The 17,139-nt window shown below is 43.8% G+C and carries 18 protein-coding genes and 2 pseudogenes; 17 read left to right on the top strand and 3 right to left on the bottom strand.

The genetic code is table 11. From position 1 onward, the window contains the following. Positions 1–60: 60 nt before the first annotated feature. Positions 61–1,047, bottom strand: a complete 987-nt coding sequence (locus N5P32_RS09135) for a LysR substrate-binding domain-containing protein (RefSeq protein ID WP_265728781.1) — start codon at positions 1,045–1,047, stop codon at positions 61–63. Between the two features lie 64 nt (positions 1,048–1,111). On the opposite strand from N5P32_RS09135, the gene N5P32_RS09140 reads away from it, so the two are divergent. Continuing rightward, entirely contained in the window at positions 1,112–1,945 is an 834-nt protein-coding gene (locus N5P32_RS09140; RefSeq protein ID WP_265728782.1) for a DMT family transporter, read from the top strand. A gap of 70 nt (positions 1,946–2,015) precedes the next feature. On the opposite strand, the gene N5P32_RS09145 is transcribed toward N5P32_RS09140, so the two are convergent. Continuing rightward, a complete protein-coding gene (locus tag N5P32_RS09145) occupies positions 2,016–2,729 on the bottom strand; it encodes a TetR/AcrR family transcriptional regulator (RefSeq protein WP_322783852.1) in 714 nt (237 codons plus the stop codon). Between the two features lie 12 nt (positions 2,730–2,741). Here N5P32_RS09145 and N5P32_RS09150 point away from each other — a divergent pair, with 12 nt between their 5' ends. Then, a complete protein-coding gene (locus N5P32_RS09150) occupies positions 2,742–4,763 on the top strand; it encodes an NADPH-dependent 2,4-dienoyl-CoA reductase (RefSeq protein WP_265728783.1) in 2,022 nt (673 codons plus the stop codon). 45 nt (positions 4,764–4,808) lie between these two features. Here the strand turns inward: N5P32_RS09150 and N5P32_RS09155 are convergent, their stop codons facing one another. Continuing rightward, the gene (locus N5P32_RS09155) at positions 4,809–5,339 is read right to left on the bottom strand and encodes a hypothetical protein (RefSeq protein ID WP_265728784.1); all 531 of its coding nucleotides are present in this window, start codon (positions 5,337–5,339) and stop codon (positions 4,809–4,811) included. A 314-nt stretch (positions 5,340–5,653) separates the two neighbouring features. On the opposite strand from N5P32_RS09155, the gene iscR reads away from it, so the two are divergent. The 15 genes and pseudogenes from iscR (at position 5,654) to N5P32_RS09225 (ending at position 17,133) form a co-directional block, all read left to right on the top strand. Continuing rightward, positions 5,654–6,142, top strand: coding sequence for a Fe-S cluster assembly transcriptional regulator IscR (gene iscR / locus N5P32_RS09160; protein ID WP_265728785.1), 489 nt, complete (start codon positions 5,654–5,656; stop codon positions 6,140–6,142). A 74-nt stretch (positions 6,143–6,216) separates the two neighbouring features. Beyond that, a complete protein-coding gene (gene sufB / locus N5P32_RS09165) occupies positions 6,217–7,653 on the top strand; it encodes a Fe-S cluster assembly protein SufB (protein WP_265728786.1) in 1,437 nt (478 codons plus the stop codon). A 93-nt stretch (positions 7,654–7,746) separates the two neighbouring features. Continuing rightward, a pseudogene (locus N5P32_RS18225) lies at positions 7,747–8,172 on the top strand (ATP-binding cassette domain-containing protein); the annotation flags it as partial. 37 nt (positions 8,173–8,209) lie between these two features. Further along, a complete protein-coding gene (locus tag N5P32_RS18230) occupies positions 8,210–8,452 on the top strand; it encodes a hypothetical protein (protein WP_409371096.1) in 243 nt (80 codons plus the stop codon). A gap of 3 nt (positions 8,453–8,455) precedes the next feature. Beyond that, the gene (locus N5P32_RS09175; RefSeq protein ID WP_265728787.1) at positions 8,456–9,307 is read left to right on the top strand and encodes a SufD family Fe-S cluster assembly protein; all 852 of its coding nucleotides are present in this window, start codon (positions 8,456–8,458) and stop codon (positions 9,305–9,307) included. Beyond that, positions 9,189–9,716 carry a SufB/SufD family protein gene (locus N5P32_RS18345; RefSeq protein ID WP_265728788.1) on the top strand — a complete coding sequence of 176 codons (528 nt, stop codon included), beginning with the start codon at positions 9,189–9,191 and terminating at the stop codon, positions 9,714–9,716. Before N5P32_RS09175 ends, N5P32_RS18345 begins: the two co-directional genes overlap by 119 nt. A gap of 11 nt (positions 9,717–9,727) precedes the next feature. Further along, positions 9,728–10,946 (top strand): annotated as a pseudogene (locus N5P32_RS09185) (aminotransferase class V-fold PLP-dependent enzyme). A 9-nt stretch (positions 10,947–10,955) separates the two neighbouring features. Continuing rightward, positions 10,956–11,306, top strand: a complete 351-nt coding sequence (locus tag N5P32_RS09190) for a HesB/IscA family protein (protein ID WP_265728789.1) — start codon at positions 10,956–10,958, stop codon at positions 11,304–11,306. A gap of 4 nt (positions 11,307–11,310) precedes the next feature. Then, positions 11,311–11,841, top strand: coding sequence for a putative Fe-S cluster assembly protein SufT (gene sufT, locus N5P32_RS09195; RefSeq protein ID WP_265728790.1), 531 nt, complete (start codon positions 11,311–11,313; stop codon positions 11,839–11,841). A gap of 118 nt (positions 11,842–11,959) precedes the next feature. Then, positions 11,960–12,385 (top strand): SufE family protein, encoded by a 426-nt coding sequence (locus tag N5P32_RS09200; protein ID WP_265728791.1) that lies wholly within the window; start codon positions 11,960–11,962, stop codon positions 12,383–12,385. Positions 12,386–12,406: 21 nt separating this feature from the next. Continuing rightward, on the top strand, positions 12,407–13,561 hold the full coding sequence (locus N5P32_RS09205) for an IscS subfamily cysteine desulfurase (protein ID WP_265728792.1): 1,155 nt from the start codon (positions 12,407–12,409) through the stop codon (positions 13,559–13,561). 156 nt (positions 13,562–13,717) lie between these two features. Further along, positions 13,718–14,125 (top strand): nucleoside-diphosphate kinase, encoded by a 408-nt coding sequence (gene ndk, locus N5P32_RS09210; protein WP_024022239.1) that lies wholly within the window; start codon positions 13,718–13,720, stop codon positions 14,123–14,125. A gap of 145 nt (positions 14,126–14,270) precedes the next feature. Further along, entirely contained in the window at positions 14,271–15,386 is a 1,116-nt protein-coding gene (gene rlmN / locus N5P32_RS09215) for a 23S rRNA (adenine(2503)-C(2))-methyltransferase RlmN (protein ID WP_265728793.1), read from the top strand. Positions 15,387–15,425: 39 nt separating this feature from the next. Then, complete coding sequence (locus tag N5P32_RS09220) at positions 15,426–16,151, top strand: hypothetical protein (RefSeq protein ID WP_265728794.1); 726 nt, start codon at positions 15,426–15,428, stop codon at positions 16,149–16,151. A 1-nt stretch (position 16,152) separates the two neighbouring features. Further along, positions 16,153–17,133 (top strand): RodZ domain-containing protein, encoded by a 981-nt coding sequence (locus tag N5P32_RS09225; RefSeq protein ID WP_265728795.1) that lies wholly within the window; start codon positions 16,153–16,155, stop codon positions 17,131–17,133. Positions 17,134–17,139 lie beyond the last annotated feature (6 nt).

Here is a 17,139-nt window from a genome sequence, read left to right on the forward strand (position 1 = left end):
TATGGGGAAGGCTTATTAATTTTAAGATAACCACCAGATTATCTTAAAATAGTAATTGGTTTATGTGATTGTTTTGGTCAAAGATCTTGCTTGTTCTTTTACCCAACGCTTTAAATATCCTATGGCTTCTTCATTTCTTCGACTTTCTTTATAAGCCAAGTAAAAATTATCACCTGTTTTAAAAGCTGGGCATGGAAGCTTAATCAAGGCTACTTCATTTTCTTTTTCATTCATCATGTAGTCGTTTACAAGAGCGATTCCAAGCGAGTGTTTCGCGGCTTCATAAGCCAGCATCAAGTGACTAAATCGATGGAATTGAGCATTTTCGGGTAGAAGTTTACCTTGGCTTGAAAACCATCGCTTCCAGTCTTCTGTGTGTCTGTCGTAAATGCTGTGAGATGTGATTAAAGGGAAGTCGGCTATTTTCTCTGGTGATACATTCAGCTTGCTTTGAAGGTCTTGGTAGCTGGTTACTCCTAACTTATTCTTTATAGTCTCAAAGTAGCCATGACTGCATATCGGAAATAGTTCTTCTTGGTATAGGGTTTCAAAGACAAAGCCTCTTTTTTCTCTTTCTACTGTGATAAAAAAGTCAGCTGTTTTGTCTGACAAATCGGGAGTGCCGTGACTCATTTCAATGCTAAGTTCTAGGTTAGGATACAGATAACGTAGACTAGGGAGCCTTGGGATTAGCCAGTACACGGCAAATGAACTATAAACGGCCAGTCGAATGTGGGTTTTTTGTTGTCCTTTGATTTTATTGGTTGCTTCTTCGATTAATGATAGCGAGTTACTGATCGAGTCCAGATACTGCTTGCCTTCTTTTGTCAGCTCTACGTTACGCCCTTGTCTATAAAAAAGGCTTTCACCTAAATGGTTTTCTAGTAGGCGTATTTGGTGAGATACGGCGCTTTGGCTCACATTAAGTTCGTTAGCGGCAAGTGAAAAGCTATTTAGTCTTGCGACGGCTTCGAATACAGGAAGGGCTTTTAGGGGCGGTAGCATTTTATTTATCCAAATAACTAATAATGAAAGAAAATATATCATTTTATCTAATATATTGAATTGTTTAAGCTAGTAAGATGCATATTAGTTGTAAAGGAATAAGAGAGTGTCAGGAAAAACAGTAAGCAGCGCTATTTTCATTTTGGTATTAGGCAGCTTTTTTGCCACCTTATGTGACGTGTTTATCAAGATGGCGGGTGCTGATGTCGCTATTTTTCAGTTTACTTTTCTGCGAGCTGTCTTTATGTGTCTTATCCTTTCTCCTATTGCACTCGTTCAATTCCTGCGTTCTTCTAGAGTGAGCGCAATGCAGGGGCTTAAATTGCATTTTATCCGAGGAAACTTGTGGGTTTTGGCCGCATTGTTGTTAGTGGTGTCTTTGGCTGAGTTGCCTTTGGCTACTGCAAACGCGGTATTTTATACCGCCCCGATTTTTATCATGCTGTTTGGTGCTGTTTTTTATAAAGAGCGTTTGACTATAGATATTGCCTTTGCTGCCGTATTGGGGTTCATCGGTATTTTGGTGATTTTGAGACCAACGGCGTTATCATTTTCAATGATCAGCGCAATTGCTTTTGCTATTGTTCTGGCGGCGAATAGTTTATTGATTAAGAAATTGCCGCAAGAGCAAAGTATGCTTTATGGTCTATTCATTACTCAGCTTTTTGCCTTACCTTTGGCTGGTAGTTTGGCGCTTTGGGAAGGGCAAGAATTTGACCTAGATGTTTTAATGTATTCTGTGCTTTCTTCAATGTGCTCTATTTTATACAGCGTCTCTTGTCTGATTGGGTATCGCTTTATTGAGTCGAGTAAAGTGACGAGTGCGGAATACTCAGGATTGGTTTTTGCTTTTTTACTTGGGTGGTGGATATTTGGTGATACACCGGACTTATGGGTATTTGTGGGGTCTTTTTCGTTATTGCTCCATTGCTTTACCTAAGTCACCGAGACATTAGAAGACTACGAAAGTCACAATCTTTGACAAATACTCGGTCTAGTTTAGGGGCTGGTTAAGCCTTTGTGTGAGTACATACATTTTCGATCATTTGTTCGATCATCTCAGATAAATCAGCTTTGTCTAAATAGATACCATCGATAAACAATCGTGCAAGTCCATGTAGGCTTGCCCATGTTGTTTGTCCAATTCTTAATGGGGTGTTGTTATTAGGTAGTATCTTTTGATGCTGTAGTTCTTCAACCCATTCAATCCAGCTTTTAAAAGTGTGTTTTGATGCTGCTTTTAGAGAGTCGCTTGGGTTCCCTGCTTTCCATAATGTTCTGCCGTACATCAAGTCGTAGATTTCACTGTGCTGTAACGCATATTCCAAATACGCGTTAACATATTTCTTAAAGCTTTCTTGAGCGGTATTTTGCTCAGCTCGTAAGCGGCCAAGAATTTTTCCTTGTTCATAAAAACCTTCTTCTGCCAACGCACACAGTAGGGCATTTTTATCTTTAAAGTGATGATATGGCGCAGTTCTCGACACGCCAACGATATCCGCTAGCTTTCGCATGCTAAGGCTTTCGACTCCGTGATCTTTAATAATGGCGGAGGCCGATTCAAGCAGTGACTTTGTTAAATCACCGTGATGATAATGTTTTTTATTGAGTGTTGTCATGGCGGTATTAAATCTCTTCATCTTGACAATGTCAAAATTAGATTCTATCTTGACAGTGTCAAAATAAACTGTGTTTTTCGTTGTCTTTAAAAAAATAATAAACAAGCGAGTCCAAGTATGAGTCAGTCAATTTATCCTCACCTCTTTCAGTCACTAGACCTTGGTTTTACTCAATTAAAAAATCGAATCATTATGGGGTCCATGCACTTGGGCTTAGAAGAGGTTAAAGGCGGCTTTCCTCGGATGGCGGCTTTTTATGCAGAGAGGGCTAAGGGTGGGGTAGCCTTAATAGTCACGGGAGGTATTGGCCCTAACGCTGAAGGTGGTGTGTATGCTGGGGCGGCATTGATGGTGAGTGAGCAAGATGTCGAAAACCATCGTCAGGTAACCGCAGCGGTCCATGCTGAAGGAGGAAAGATTTGCATGCAGATCTTGCATACAGGGCGTTATGCTTACAATCCCAAACTGGTGGCTCCATCCGCATTGCAAGCGCCGATCAACCCGTTCATGCCACATGAGCTAACAAATGATGAAATTTCACAGCAAATAGACGATTTCGTCCGTGCTGCTGTGCTGGCGAAAAGAGCCGGTTACGATGGCGTAGAAGTCATGGGGTCAGAAGGCTATTTAATTAATCAGTTTATTGTGTCTCGTACCAATCAACGACAGGATGAGTGGGGAGGAGAATATGATAATCGGAGCCGTTTGGCATTGGAAATTGTTCGCCGTATTCGAGAGGCCGTTGGCGAGAAGTTTATCATTATTTATCGCTTGTCTATGTTGGACTTGGTTGAGCAAGGAAGCACGCTAGAAGAGGTGGTTACTCTTGGGCTGGGTATTGAGAAGGCCGGTGCAACGATCATAAATACCGGTATCGGTTGGCATGAAGCAAGAGTGCCAACGATAGCCACAAAGGTGCCTAGGGCAGCATTTACTTGGGTGACGGCGAAATTACGAGAGTCTTTGAATGTGCCTTTGATAACCTCGAATCGAATCAATATGCCAGATGTTGCTGAACAAGTGCTTGCAAGGGGAGACGCGGACTTAGTGTCAATGGCAAGGCCTTTTCTGGCGGATCCTGAGTTTGTCATCAAAGCCATGCAAAATAGAGCAGATGAAATTAACACGTGCATTGCCTGTAATCAGGCTTGTTTAGATCATGTGTTTGATCACAAAATGACATCGTGCTTAGTGAACCCAAGAGCGTGTCACGAAACCGAGTTGGTGATTATTCCTGCGGATGAATCCAAACACATTGCCGTGGTGGGGGCTGGACCAGCAGGGTTGGCTTTTGCCACAACCGCAGCGAAGCGCGGCCATAAAGTGACTTTATATGATGCGGCGAATGAAATTGGTGGACAATTTAATATTGCGAAACGCATACCTGGAAAAAGCGAGTTCTATGAAACTCTGCGCTATTTTGCTCGCCAAATAGAGCTAACCGGTGTGAACCTTCAACTGAATACACGCGTGGATGGTAATTTACTGAAGCAGAAACGCTATGATGAAGTGGTGTTGGCGACAGGGATCCTACCGAGAAAACCTGATATCGAAGGGATTGATCACCCTAAAGTGCTTAGTTATTTGGAGGTGATGAGTGGTCATCCTGTTGGTCAGCGTGTTGCCGTTATTGGCGCTGGCGGAATTGGCTTTGATGTGTGTGAATACATCATTCATTCTTCGACGGACAAGGAGCATGATATTCCCAGTTTTATGTCGCAATGGGGAGTAGACATGAGTTTTACATCGAGAGGTGGAGTAGAGGGAGTGAGGCCTACTTTTAAAAAAGCGGAGCGTGAGGTGTTTTTGCTTCAGCGAAAAAAAAGTAAGGTGGGTGCCAACTTAGGAAAAACCACAGGCTGGATTCATCGCACGGAATTGCTGAAGAAAGGCGTGGAATTTTTGTCTGGTTGCGATTATCAACGCATAGATGATTCTGGCTTGCATGTTGATATAGACGGCGAGATTCGTTGTCTTGACGTTGATACGATTATTGTTTGTGCTGGGCAAGAGTCGAATAGGTTATTAGAGAGCGAGGTCGACAAACCAATACATTTTATAGGAGGGGCATCAGTGGCTTCTGAGTTAGACGCCAAACGAGCGATAAAGCAAGGTACGGTTCTGGCCTCAACCATATAAGGCTAGAATTCATATGTCTGTTTTGGAGCAGCCTATATCGCCCTTTTAAGGGGAAGGCTGCTCATTTGGTTCCCCTGTTTTTAGTAGTTTTAATAAGTCCTCTCTCTCCAAACTGCCTTTCAATGCTAAGTCGAGCTGATATTGGTATTTTTCGTTCCAGTCAATGGTTCTTGAACTCAACACGGACAGCTCAGCCATCGCAGATTTCATGACTTTCAAATACGCCTGAATGTTCTGTTCTTGGTCTATTAAAATGTTTTTTAACGCGGTAGAGCTACTGTGCCTGAGGTAAAGCTTTAGTACTTCCGCTTGTTGTTCCATGGCTTGAATTTTCTCTTCTTGTTGTGACAATGATTTTTGCAGAAGGTCTATTGTGTTGCTTTGTTCAACAAGAGGGTTAGTTGCGATTGATTCCTCTGTAGAGGGGGATTGCATTAAGTAAAACGTTATGCTAGAAGAGCTGCCGACACTGAGTAGGAAGCAGGCGAAAAAAGTGATTAGCAACGTTTTGGGCTTCTTCTTTGGTGTGCTGATCTCTTCTTCTTTTTTTGGTGTGTTATTGGTTTTCGTTGGCATGGTGTTTTCCTCTCCTTTTTATGTCGGTGGTGTGTAAATCCATAAAAAGTGATTGATGAGCTTTATGTTAAATATAGACTCGACCTTTTACTGTAATGTTCTGTGGTTTTTTCTTTGTTGTGTGTTGCCGATTATGCTCGACATTTGTTCACAGATTGATTCTGCGGTTTTGTTTTCCTTGTAGTACACGTAAAATACGCGCTGATTATTTAAGATGCACAATAACCGACTAAAATAGTCAGGTAAATACTTGATAGAAATAGTAGGTTTTGTGTACTATTTGTTCTCACAGAATAATCTAGATTGGATAACTTATGCGCCTGACAACAAAAGGCCGTTATGCGGTAACCGCTATGCTTGATCTAGCATTGCATTCAGATCAAGGTCCGGTGTCTTTATCTGATATTTCAAGTCGACAAGGGATCTCACTGTCTTACCTTGAGCAGCTGTTCTCGAAACTTCGTAAGAAGGCGTTGGTGAGCAGTGTTAGAGGTCCAGGTGGTGGCTATCGTTTGAGCCGATCAAACAACGAAATTTATGTTGCACAGATAGTTGACGCCGTAAATGAGTCTGTCGATGCAACAGGTTGTAAAGGACGAAGTGATTGCCAAAGTGGCAATACTTGTCTTACCCACCATTTATGGTGTGATTTAAGCGATCAAATTCACGATTTTTTAAATCAAATTAGCCTAGATCAACTCGTACGTCGAAATGATGTACGACAAGTCGCAGAGCGACAAGAATTCGAAAGCCGTCAACGTTGTCTTGAAAATGACAAAATTAGCGCGGCCATTGTTGATTAAATAGAGAATAAATTAGTAGAACTTAATGCACTGATTCACGGTGTATTAGTGACTATAATTGAGTGAGTTTTTATATGACTGAGCAGATTGATAAGGCGCTGGCACGGGAATACGAAGCGGGTTTTGTCTCTGATGTGGAATCAGAAACGTTCGAACCTGGTTTGAATGAGGATGTTATTCGTCGTATTTCTGGAATGAAAGGCGAACCTGAATGGATGCTCGAGTGGCGTTTAAGTGCATTCCGTGAATGGTTAGAAATGGAAGAACCAGAGTGGGCTTTGGTGGATTATCCAAAGATAGACTTTCAATCCATTTCTTACTATTCAGCCCCTAAAAGCATGAAGGACAAGCCTAAGTCTTTAGACGAGGTAGATCCAGAGCTGTTGCGTACATACGAAAAACTGGGAATTCCTCTTATCGAGCAACAAATGCTTGCTGGTATTGCCGTTGATGCGGTGTTTGACTCGGTTTCTGTGGTGACGACGTTCCGTGAAAAATTGGAAGAAGCGGGCGTTATTTTTTGCCCTATTTCAGAAGCGGTTCACAAATACCCAGATCTTGTTAAAAAATACATTGGCAGTGTCGTTCCTAAGAAAGACAACTACTATGCCGCATTGAATTGCGCCGTGTTTACTGACGGTTCTTTTGTCTATATTCCAAAAGGCACTCGCTGCCCGATGGAGCTGTCTACTTACTTCCGTATTAATGAACAAAACACTGGGCAATTCGAACGTACCTTGATCATTGCGGACGAAGGTAGCCATGTTAGCTATCTCGAAGGTTGTACAGCGCCACAGCGTGATGAAAACCAGTTACACGCTGCTGTTGTAGAGTTGGTTGCTATGGATAACGCTGAGATTAAATACTCAACAGTCCAAAACTGGTATCCAGGCGATGAAAATGGCAAAGGCGGTATTTACAACTTTGTCACCAAGCGTGGTATTTGCCATACGAATGCCAAAATTTCTTGGACGCAGGTAGAGACAGGGTCTTCTGTTACTTGGAAATACCCAAGCTGTATTTTGAAAGGCGATAACAGTGTTGGTGAATTCTACTCAGTTGCTTTGACGCGCGGTCGTCAGCAAGCCGACACGGGTACGAAAATGATTCACCTTGGTAAAAACACTAAGTCTACCATCATTTCTAAAGGCATCTCAGCAGGCAGAAGTAACAACAGTTACCGTGGTCTTGTTCGCATGAACCCAGGCGCAGAAGGCGCTCGTAACTTCACTCAGTGTGACTCTTTGTTGATCGGTGATCAGTGTGGCGCACACACGTTCCCTTACGTAGAAAGTCGTAATCCGTCCGCTATTGTGGAACACGAAGCGACGACGTCTAAAGTCAGCGACGAGCAGATGTTCTTATGTCGTCAGCGTGGTCTTGATCCTGAAAAAGCCGTGTCCATGATTGTGAATGGCTTCTGTAAGGAAGTATTTAAAGAATTACCAATGGAATTTGCCGTTGAAGCGGGCAAGTTACTAGAAATAAGCCTTGAAGGCTCAGTAGGTTAAGGAATTATAGAAATGTCGAACACGAACAGTTTGTTGACGATAAAAGATTTGCACGCCAGCGTGGAAGAAAAACAAATCATCAAAGGGTTAGATTTAGAGATCAAACCGGGCGAAGTACACGCGATCATGGGGCCAAACGGTGCCGGTAAAAGTACCTTAGGTTATGTTTTGTCTGGCCGTGATGGTTACAGTGTCGAAAGCGGCAGCGTTACTCTTGATGGTGAAGATTTATTGGACATGGAAACAGAAGACCGCGCTCGCGCTGGTTTGTTTCTGGCGTTCCAATACCCAGTTGAGATTCCTGGTGTGAGTAATTTGGAGTTCTTAAAAGCCTCTGTCGATGCGCAGCGTGAAGCGCGTGGAGAAGATGCGATTACCTCTGCTGATTTTTTAAAAGAAGCGAAAGCGGCTTGTAAACAAGTTAACTTGCCAGTGGCTTTCTTGAAACGCGGTGTCAACGAAGGTTTCTCTGGTGGTGAGAAAAAGCGTAATGAGCTAATGCAAATGTTGTTGCTTTAAGCCAAAGCTTTGCATCCTTGATGAAACAGATTCAGGTTTGGACATCGATGCGCTGCAAGTGGTTGCGGAAGGTGTAAATAGCCAACGCTCTGCAGATCGTAGCTTTATTGTCGTGACGCATTATCAGCGTCTATTGGATTACATCAAACCTGACTTCGTGCATGTTTTGTCTGACGGTAAAATCGTTAAGAGCGGCGATGCATCTCTTGCTCTTGAGCTAGAAGCTCAAGGTTACGCTTGGTTGCAGAAAGAGCCTGCTGAAGACGAACTTGAGGGGTAATGCATGAGTGAATGGTTAGAAAGCGCCATTGCTCGAGCGCAAGGTATTAATGACTGGTTGGCCCCAAAACGAGCACATGCGCTTGATTTATTGGCGAATACCAAATGGCCAAATCGCAAAACCGAAGCATGGCGTTACACGCCGCTTCGCCCAGTAGAACGTACAGCAGCGAAAGTAATGGCTGACAAAGTGAATTTGTCGCCTGTCGCTATTGCGGAATTATCTGCCATTGAATTGGTGTTTGTGAACGGTCAGTTTGATCAAACTCAATTAGCGCAAACCTTGCCGGAAGGTTTGTCTATTGCTTTGGGCAGTGATTTAGGCTCAGCTGAACAAGTTGACGCGTTAAACGTTTTTTCAACAATTAAACCTGAGCGTCATATCTTTGGTTTGGTAAACGATGCATTGGCAAAAGATGTGGTGGTTGTATCGGTTGCACAAGGTGTTGAGATTGCTGAGCCGATTCGTATTAGTTCTTTGTTGAGTTCAGGTGCCGAATCTCATACACGTGTTCAAGTTGCTCTAGCTGCAGGCTCTAAATTAACCGTGATTGAAGATGTTCAAGCGCAAGGTGATAGCTTTAATACCGCGTTTGTTGAATACAATGTGGCCGCCAATGCCCGTTTAGAACATTACCGTTTTGCCCTGCAAACAGGCAGTAATGTTGCTATTGGCGGTAGTCATTTTAACTTGCATGACCATGCGAAAATGAACAGCACGATCGTTGGTTTTGGTAGTGAGGTTGTCTCGTTTGGATACAGACATTATCCATGCTGGCGAGTTTGCAGATGCCAAGCTCAATGCTATGTATTTGCTGGATGGAAAAGAGTTGTTCGACCTTCATGCGACCGTTGAGCACGCCATGCCTAATGGTAAAACAGAAGAAAATGTTCGTTGCATCGTTGCTGACCGTTCTCGCGCTATTTTCAATGGCCGTATTCATATTCATCGTGATGCGCAGAAAACCTTGGCAGAGCTGAATAACCGCAACTTATTGTTATCGGATAAAGCTGAGATTAACACCAAGCCTGAGTTAGAAATTTACGCTGATGATGTGAAGTGTGCTCATGGTGCGACGGTTGCTCAGATTGACAAGCAAGCTTTGTATTACTTGCAGACTCGCGGTGTGAGCCGTTCGAAGGCGCAAGTGATGCTTAACTTTGGTTTTATTAATGAGTTAATTGATTTAATGCCAAATGCGGCGCTAGCGGAGTGGATTCGTCCGATTATCCGTGAACGTTTTGCGCAGATGGAAGTGAAATAAGCGAGAATCGAATGAGTTTTGATGTAGCGGCTATCCGCGAGCAATTTCCGATTTTAAAGCGCGTCATTGACGGTAATCCGCTTATTTATCTCGATAATGCAGCGTACAACGCAAAAACCGCAATGTGTGATTGATGCTTCGGTGGATTACTACACGACATGCAATTCCAATGTGCATCGTGGAGCCCATCGTCTTGCAGATGAAGCAACGCGTCGTTTTGAAGACGCACGCGACATCGTAAAAGACTTTATCAATGCGCCGAAACGCGAAGAGGTGATTTGGACAACGGGAACCACAGAGGCCATTAATATTGTTGCCAATGGTTTGGGATCTTTGTTGTCTGCGGGTGATGAGATTATCGCAACAGAAATGGATCACCACGCCAATCTTGTGACATGGCAGCAAGCCTGCAAAGCGTCTGGGGCGGTTCTAAGAACCATCCCTGTGACCGATGCGGGTGAATTAGATCAAGCGGCTTATGATGCCATGCTAAATGAGCGTACTAAGTTTGTGGCTTTTCCGCATGTTTCTAACGCATTGGGCACAGTGAATCCAGTCAAAGCAATGACGGCGAAAGCAAAAGCGGTTGGTGCTTGGGTTTTAGTGGATGGTGCGCAGGGCGCCGCACATGGCTACGTAGATGTGCAAGATATCGGTTGCGACTTTTATGCACTTTCGGGACATAAAATTTATGGCCCAATGGGAATTGGTGCATTGTGGGGCAAGGAATCGGTACTGTCTACTTGGCCTGTTTGGCGCACCGGCGGCGAGATGATTTCTACCGTAACACTGCAAGATGCGACGTGGAATGTGTTGCCTTATCGCTTTGAAGCTGGCACGCCTAATGTGGGCGATGCTATCGCAATGGGTGAGGCTATTCGCTGGTTTAGTGCCTTGGATCAAGAGGCTGTTGCGGCCCATGAAAAAGCGTTACTGGATCGAGCAACTGAGCTTGCTGAGCAATTTGAAGGTTTAACCATCATTGGTACGGCCCAAGAAAAAATTGGTGTGCTGAGCTTTGTAATGGATCAGGGGCATCCTGCGGATATTGGTTTCTTGTTGGATCGACAAGGTATTGCCGTTCGTACGGGAGATCATTGTGCGCAGCCACTGATGGCGCGCTTTGGTGTTCCAGGTACGGCGCGAGCTTCGTTCGCGATTTATAATACATTAGAAGAAGTTGACGCGTTGTTTGTTGCACTGAAAAAAGTGCGAACAATGCTGGCTTAGGAGGTTTCAATGACAGTAACAACATTTGATCCTGTCTCTAGCGTGTCCTTAACCGCTTCTGCGCAGAAATATTTTGCCTCGAAATTGACAAAACAGCCCGGCAAGCTGATTCGACTGAGTACCAAAGAAAGTGGCTGTACGGGGTTTTCTTATGTGCTGGATATTGTTGATGCGGCGTCAGATGAAGACACGGTATTAGAATTTGGCAGTGTCACGCTTGCGGTTGATTCTCAGTCGACAGCCATGCTGAAAGGCACGGAGATTGACTTGGTACGCGAAGGCGTTAACGAAGTTGTGAAGTTCAAAAATCCTAACGTTGTAGCTGAATGTGGCTGCGGCGAAAGCTTTAGTGTGAGTTAACTTCATGCAAAAAATGGTAGTAACAAATCGTGCTTGTCCTGCAAGACGAGTTCCAAGCGGCGAGCCGATTAGTATTCCTGAAGGTCAATTTATTACAATCAACCAAAGTTTGGGCGGCAATTACACTGTTACGTGGCAAGGCAATATGCTGCGCATTGATGGCACAGACGCTGAAGCGATTGGTCAGCAACCTGAGGTTTTGGATTTCGAAGATCTTGGTACTGGCGAAGTAAACGAAGAACAAGTTTGGCAGGCGCTGGATACCATTTACGACCCTGAAATCCCTATCAGTTTGGTGTCGTTAGGCTTGGTATACAAAGTGACGATAGATCAAAAAGCAAAATCGGTTTTGATTGATATGACATTAACCGCGCCGGGATGTGGAATGGGGCCTGTTTTGGTTGGTGATGTTAAGTATCGAGTGGCGAAAGTACCGAATGTTGATTCTGTCAAAGTGGATTTGGTATTTGATCCACCTTGGTCACGAGAAATGATGAGTGAAGAAGCGCAATTAGAAGCTGGTCTTTTCTTCTAATGACTTTCTTTTGATCGCTTCGGTCATCGATTAAAATCGAATACAATAGGAAACGGCCTTGGCGCTTAGCCAAAGCCGTTTTTGTTTTAATAGGCTTTAGTGCACAAAGAGGGTAGTCATGGCTTTACCTAGTACGGAAGACATCGTAGACGATCTGTCGTTTTTTGACGATTGGGAAGATAAGTACAAGTACATTATTGATTTAGGTAAATCTTTGCCCGCATTTGATGATGCGTGGCGCACGCCTGAACGTTTAGTGAAAGGTTGTCAGAGCAGCGTTTGGATCCAACCTGGCAGTGAGCAGGATACAGAAAAAGGTGAAGTGCTGACTTTTTCTGTCGACAGTGATGCGATTATTGTTCGCGGTTTACTGGGTTTGGTGTTGGCGGCATTGGATCATAAAACACCGCAAGAAATTTTAGATTTTGATATTACAGCGTATTTTGAAGAGCTGGATCTTGAGAGACATTTGAGCCCGACCCGTGGCAATGGCTTGCGTTCTATTGTGGGCCGCATCAAAGGTATCGCGCAGGCTGCTGCTTAATTTTTTATTGGAGAGCGTTAAATGAACACCCCGGTTTACCTAGACAATTCTGCCACCACACCCGTTGACCCAAGAGTGGCTGAGAAAATGATGGCGTGCCTAACGCAGGACGGTAATTTTGGAAACCCTGCTTCGCGTTCTCATCTTTTTGGTTGGCGAGCAGAAGAAGCGGTAGAAGAAGCTAGGTTGCAGGTGGCGAGTTTGATCAACGCAGACTCCCGTGAAATCGTGTGGACGTCAGGTGCAACGGAAGCCAATAATTTAGCGCTGAAAGGTGTTGCTCACGCTTATCGTCAAAAAGGCCGCCATATAATTACGTCTATGATTGAACATAAGGCGGTTTTGGACCCTTGTAAGCAGCTAGAGAAAGATGGCTTTGAAGTGACCTACTTGCAGCCAGATGTTCATGGCGTGATTTCACCGAGTCAAGTGGAAGACGCGCTTCGTGAAGACACTGTTTTAGTTTCCTTGATGCATGGCAATAATGAGCTGGGTGTGTTGACCGATATTGCGGCGATTGGCGAGTTAACACGTTCTCGTGGCGTGTTTTTTCATGTAGATGCCGCACAAACCACTGGCAAAGTTGAGATTGACGTTAATGCCATGAAAGTGGATTTAATGTCGCTTACGGCTCATAAAACCTATGGCCCAAAAGGCATTGGTGCATTATTTGTGCGTCGCTCACCGAAAGTGAAGTTAGAGGCGCAAATTCACGGTGGTGGTCATGAACGCGGTATGCGTTCTGGTACCTTGGCCACTCATCAAATCGTCGGTATGGGAGAAGCGTTTCGTTTAGCGGGTGAAGAAATGGAGCAAGATTGTGCTCGCATCAAAGCTTTGCGTGAGCGTTTGTGGGCGTCGTTAACAGAGTTGTCTGGTGTACATCTTAATGGTGATGCTGACAGTCGCGTTGCGGGTGTATTGAATGTGGGATTTTCAGATGTTGACGGTGAAGTTTTGTTGATGTCCTTGAGTGATGTTGCCGTTTCTTCGGGTTCTGCTTGTACATCGGCAAGCTTAGAACCGTCTTATGTTTTGCGCACCATTGGTTTGGCCGATGATCTGGCACACAGCTCTTTGCGTCTCTCTGTTGGGCGTTTTACGACAGAAGAAGAGGTGGATTTTGCTGCTGGAACCATCAAAAATGCGGTAACTCGTCTTCGTTCGATGGGTTAGGCGTGAGAATTGGTGCTTTTATTCTTATTTGAATAAATAATGTTCTTTTGATCATACAATTTTAATAAATTGATGCGTATAATACGCGCGCTGAACTTTTATGTCCTGGGTCATGCAAATGGCATCGCCCTTTAAAATTTAATTTGGAGTTATACCATGGCGTTAGAACGCACTCTATCTATCATCAAGCCAGATGCTGTTGCTAAAAACGTAATCGGCGAAATCTACACTCGTTTCGAGCGTGCTGGTTTTAAAATCGTTGAAGCTAAAATGATTCAACTAGACGACGAATTGGCTGGCGGTTTTTACGCTGAGCACAAAGAGCGTCCTTTCTACAAAGATTTGGTTGCTTTCATGACGTCTGGCCCTGTTGTTGTTTCTGTTCTTGAAGGTGAAGGCGCTGTACTTCGTCACCGTGAACTGATGGGTGCTACTAACCCTAAAGAAGCGACTGCTGGTACTTTGCGTGCAGATTACGCAACGTCTATCGATGCGAATGCTGTTCACGGTTCTGATTCTGTTGAATCTGCAACTCGTGAAATTGCTTACTTCTTCGGTAAGTAATTGACAGCTAGGACTTTCGTGTCCGATCTGTTTTAAAAAAGCGGGCGCTAGCCCGCTTTTTTACAGAGGCTTCTGAAAAGACTTTTCTTTTCAGAGGCTTTTTTCGTTTACACTTAATGCTAACCATAGCAAGCGACATTGAATTATGACTGACATCAAAAAAGTAAACCTATTGGGTTTATCTCCGGAGAAACTGATTGAGTTTTTTGAATCCATTGGTGAGAAGAAGTTTCGCGCCACTCAGGTAATCAAATGGATCCATCAAAAGGGAGCGGAGAGCTTCGATGAGATGACCGATGTCAGTAAGGCGCTGCGTGCTAAGTTGGAACAAATCTGTGAAATTCGTGGGCCTGAAGTAGTGTCACAGAATATTTCTACCGATGGTACACGTAAATGGATCATCCGTACCGAAGGTGGTAAGAACGATTGCGTAGAAACGGTTTTGATTCCAGATGGTGACAGAGCGACCTTGTGTGTTTCTTCACAGGTTGGTTGCTCTTTGGATTGCAGCTTTTGTTCAACGGGTAAGCAAGGTTTTAATCGTAATTTAACACCGGCTGAAATTATTGGTCAGGTTTGGATTGCGATTAAGTCGTTTGGTCCTATGGATCCAAATGGTCCTCGCCGTGTTACCAACGTGGTAATGATGGGGATGGGCGAGCCGCTGATGAACTTCGAACCCGTTGTTGATGCTATGATCCTGATGATGCATGACCATGCCTACGGTTTGTCCAAGCGTCGAGTTACTTTAAGCACATCCGGTGTCGTGCCAAAAATCTATGAATTGGTAAAACGTACCGATGTGTCTTTGGCCATTTCATTACATGCGCCAAATGACGCTTTGCGAAATGAGCTTGTGCCAATCAATAAAAAGTATCCTATCGCTGAATTGCTTGAGTCTTGTCAGTTTTATTTGGCCAATTTGCCTGATAAACGTCACATTACGATAGAGTACACCTTAATGTCTGGGGTGAATGACAATGAAGAGCAGGCACATGAGTTGGCTGAGCTTCTTAAAGAGTTGGAATGTAAAATCAATTTGATTCCATTTAACCCTTTCCCTCATTCTGGTTATGAGAAACCGTCTAATAATCGAACACGTCGTTTCCAGAAGATTTTAGCGGATGCTGGTTATACTGTGACCGTTCGAACGACTCGTGGTGATGATATTGATGCGGCTTGTGGTCAGCTGGTGGGCGATTTTCATGACAAAACTCGTCGCAGCCAAAAGTACATTGAGTTACGCGAAGTAAAAGATTAATTTCTGAATTAATTTTCTGTGTATGACAAGGATGTCAGTATGCGATTTTGGTTTTTACCACTTTTGCTGTGTTGCTTATTAAACGCGTCTTGTGCTTATCAAGTTGTTTCCCCGCCTCGACCTTCACTTTCTGATGCTAAGCGATTGTCTGTTATTCAAGCGCATTTGCTGCTTGGGCAATGGGCGCTGGCAAAAAAACAGTTAGATCAAGTGAGTGTTGCAGATCAGGGACGTGAATATTGGCGCTTATTAAGTTTGTATTGGTTGAGTGTTGAAGAGTACGAGCGCGCATTTTTAGTCTATGAGCATGCCTTAGAAAAATATCCAGAAGACGACTTTATTTTGAACAACTACGGTGTACTGCTTGGGCATAAATTGCGTTGGAGGCAGGCATGTGAAGTGTTCGAAAAAGCGGACAAAAGCAGCCTTTCTAAACGTCAATCAGTGCAGATTAATCTTTCTAGATGTGCAATACGTCAGAATCACGTAAATTTAGCGAGTATCTATCTGAAACAGGCAAAAGAAATTGCGGATTTGCCTCTGATTGGTTTGATGACAGAGCTCAATCTTGTTTTAATACAAGGTAGTAATGACAAAGCTCGCTTAATTTTTAATAATATCCAGGCGAATAAGCAAATTGCCCGAGGATCGGTGCATTTTGATGAGTACAACTGTCTGTCGCGGCATTTAATTGCACGCGAGACTGACCCTACACTGTCCTCATCTGCGAGTAATTTTACATGCCTGAATGGCTCAAGGTATTGACATGACAACTGAATTTCAAACTGATGTTTCTGTAAGTAAAGTAAATGTAGACACGATTAATATTGGTAAGCGACTTAAAGTTAAGAGATTAGAACTAGAGTTTGATGAAAGACATGTTGCAACAGAGTTAAAAATTCCTATTGATCAAGTTCGCGCCCTTGAGTCCAATAATTTTAAATATTTTCGATCCACGACATTCGCTCGTGGGTTTCTAAAAAGCTACTGCCGTTTGCTCGGTGTTGAGCCGTCCGAAATATTGAATGCATTTGATGCAGAATTGGCCGATGCAGAACCAACAATAAAACCCGTTGATAAGGTAAATAAACAAACGCACCTAGGGGATCCTATTGTGATGCTTGTTTCAGTGGTTATTGTTGCTGTATTGGTGTTTTTGGTGTTCTGGTGGCCAGCGCAATCGAATAAAGACTTTGAAGCGGTTGGAACGAATGTGGAAGCCTCAAGCGAGAATACCGCGTCGGCTGCTAATGATGAGCGCGAAGCGCCAGTGTTGTCTAATGAAGCTAATGAGCCTGAAGTGATTGCTGAGGTCGTATCTGACAAGCAGCCACAAGCAACCAGCGAACTTACCGAAGAATCACTAGAACAAGGTGATGTGGTGACTGGATTGTCAGCGGAGACAATGGCCATTTTAGAAGAAGCTGGTGTGAGTCCTGAAGAGGTTGTGAGAGCAGCCGCTGAAGTGCCAGCAGAATTGGCCACTGAAATAAAAGCACCTTCTTATTCGAACGATGTGGTTGTTACCTTTGATGCGGATTGTTGGACTGAAGTCCGTGATGCATCAGGCAAAATTTTATTCTCTGGTGTTAAATCCGCTGGCAGTGAATTAACACTGACAGGAAAAGCGCCTTACCGAGTGGTATTAGGTTATGCCAAAGGTGTTTCATCCTTGAAATACAAAGGTGAAGATTTCGATTTTTCTTCTTTTACACGTAAAGATTTGGCTCGCTTTGAGCTCAAGTAGAGACTT

It is taken from the genome of Marinomonas pontica, from assembly GCF_026191375.1.
GTDB classification, from domain to species: Bacteria; Pseudomonadota; Gammaproteobacteria; order Pseudomonadales; family Marinomonadaceae; genus Marinomonas; species Marinomonas pontica.

Excerpts from the sequence above, each read along its gene's own strand:
- N5P32_RS09155 (WP_265728784.1), bottom strand. The coding sequence starts at position 5,339 with ATGCCAACGAAAACCAATAACACACCAAAAAAAGAAGAAGAGATCAGC.
- sufT (WP_265728790.1), top strand. The coding sequence starts at position 11,311 with ATGCAAAAAATGGTAGTAACAAATCGTGCTTGTCCTGCAAGACGAGTT.
- N5P32_RS09220 (WP_265728794.1), top strand. The coding sequence starts at position 15,426 with ATGCGATTTTGGTTTTTACCACTTTTGCTGTGTTGCTTATTAAACGCG.
- N5P32_RS09225 (WP_265728795.1), top strand. The coding sequence starts at position 16,153 with ATGACAACTGAATTTCAAACTGATGTTTCTGTAAGTAAAGTAAATGTA.
- iscR (WP_265728785.1), top strand. The coding sequence starts at position 5,654 with ATGCGCCTGACAACAAAAGGCCGTTATGCGGTAACCGCTATGCTTGAT.
- N5P32_RS09135 (WP_265728781.1), bottom strand. The coding sequence starts at position 1,047 with ATGATATATTTTCTTTCATTATTAGTTATTTGGATAAATAAAATGCTA.
- sufB (WP_265728786.1), top strand. The coding sequence starts at position 6,217 with ATGACTGAGCAGATTGATAAGGCGCTGGCACGGGAATACGAAGCGGGT.
- N5P32_RS09205 (WP_265728792.1), top strand. The coding sequence starts at position 12,407 with ATGAACACCCCGGTTTACCTAGACAATTCTGCCACCACACCCGTTGAC.
- ndk (WP_024022239.1), top strand. The coding sequence starts at position 13,718 with ATGGCGTTAGAACGCACTCTATCTATCATCAAGCCAGATGCTGTTGCT.
- N5P32_RS09200 (WP_265728791.1), top strand. The coding sequence starts at position 11,960 with ATGGCTTTACCTAGTACGGAAGACATCGTAGACGATCTGTCGTTTTTT.
- rlmN (WP_265728793.1), top strand. The coding sequence starts at position 14,271 with ATGACTGACATCAAAAAAGTAAACCTATTGGGTTTATCTCCGGAGAAA.
- N5P32_RS09190 (WP_265728789.1), top strand. The coding sequence starts at position 10,956 with ATGACAGTAACAACATTTGATCCTGTCTCTAGCGTGTCCTTAACCGCT.
- N5P32_RS09175 (WP_265728787.1), top strand. The coding sequence starts at position 8,456 with ATGAGTGAATGGTTAGAAAGCGCCATTGCTCGAGCGCAAGGTATTAAT.
- N5P32_RS09150 (WP_265728783.1), top strand. The coding sequence starts at position 2,742 with ATGAGTCAGTCAATTTATCCTCACCTCTTTCAGTCACTAGACCTTGGT.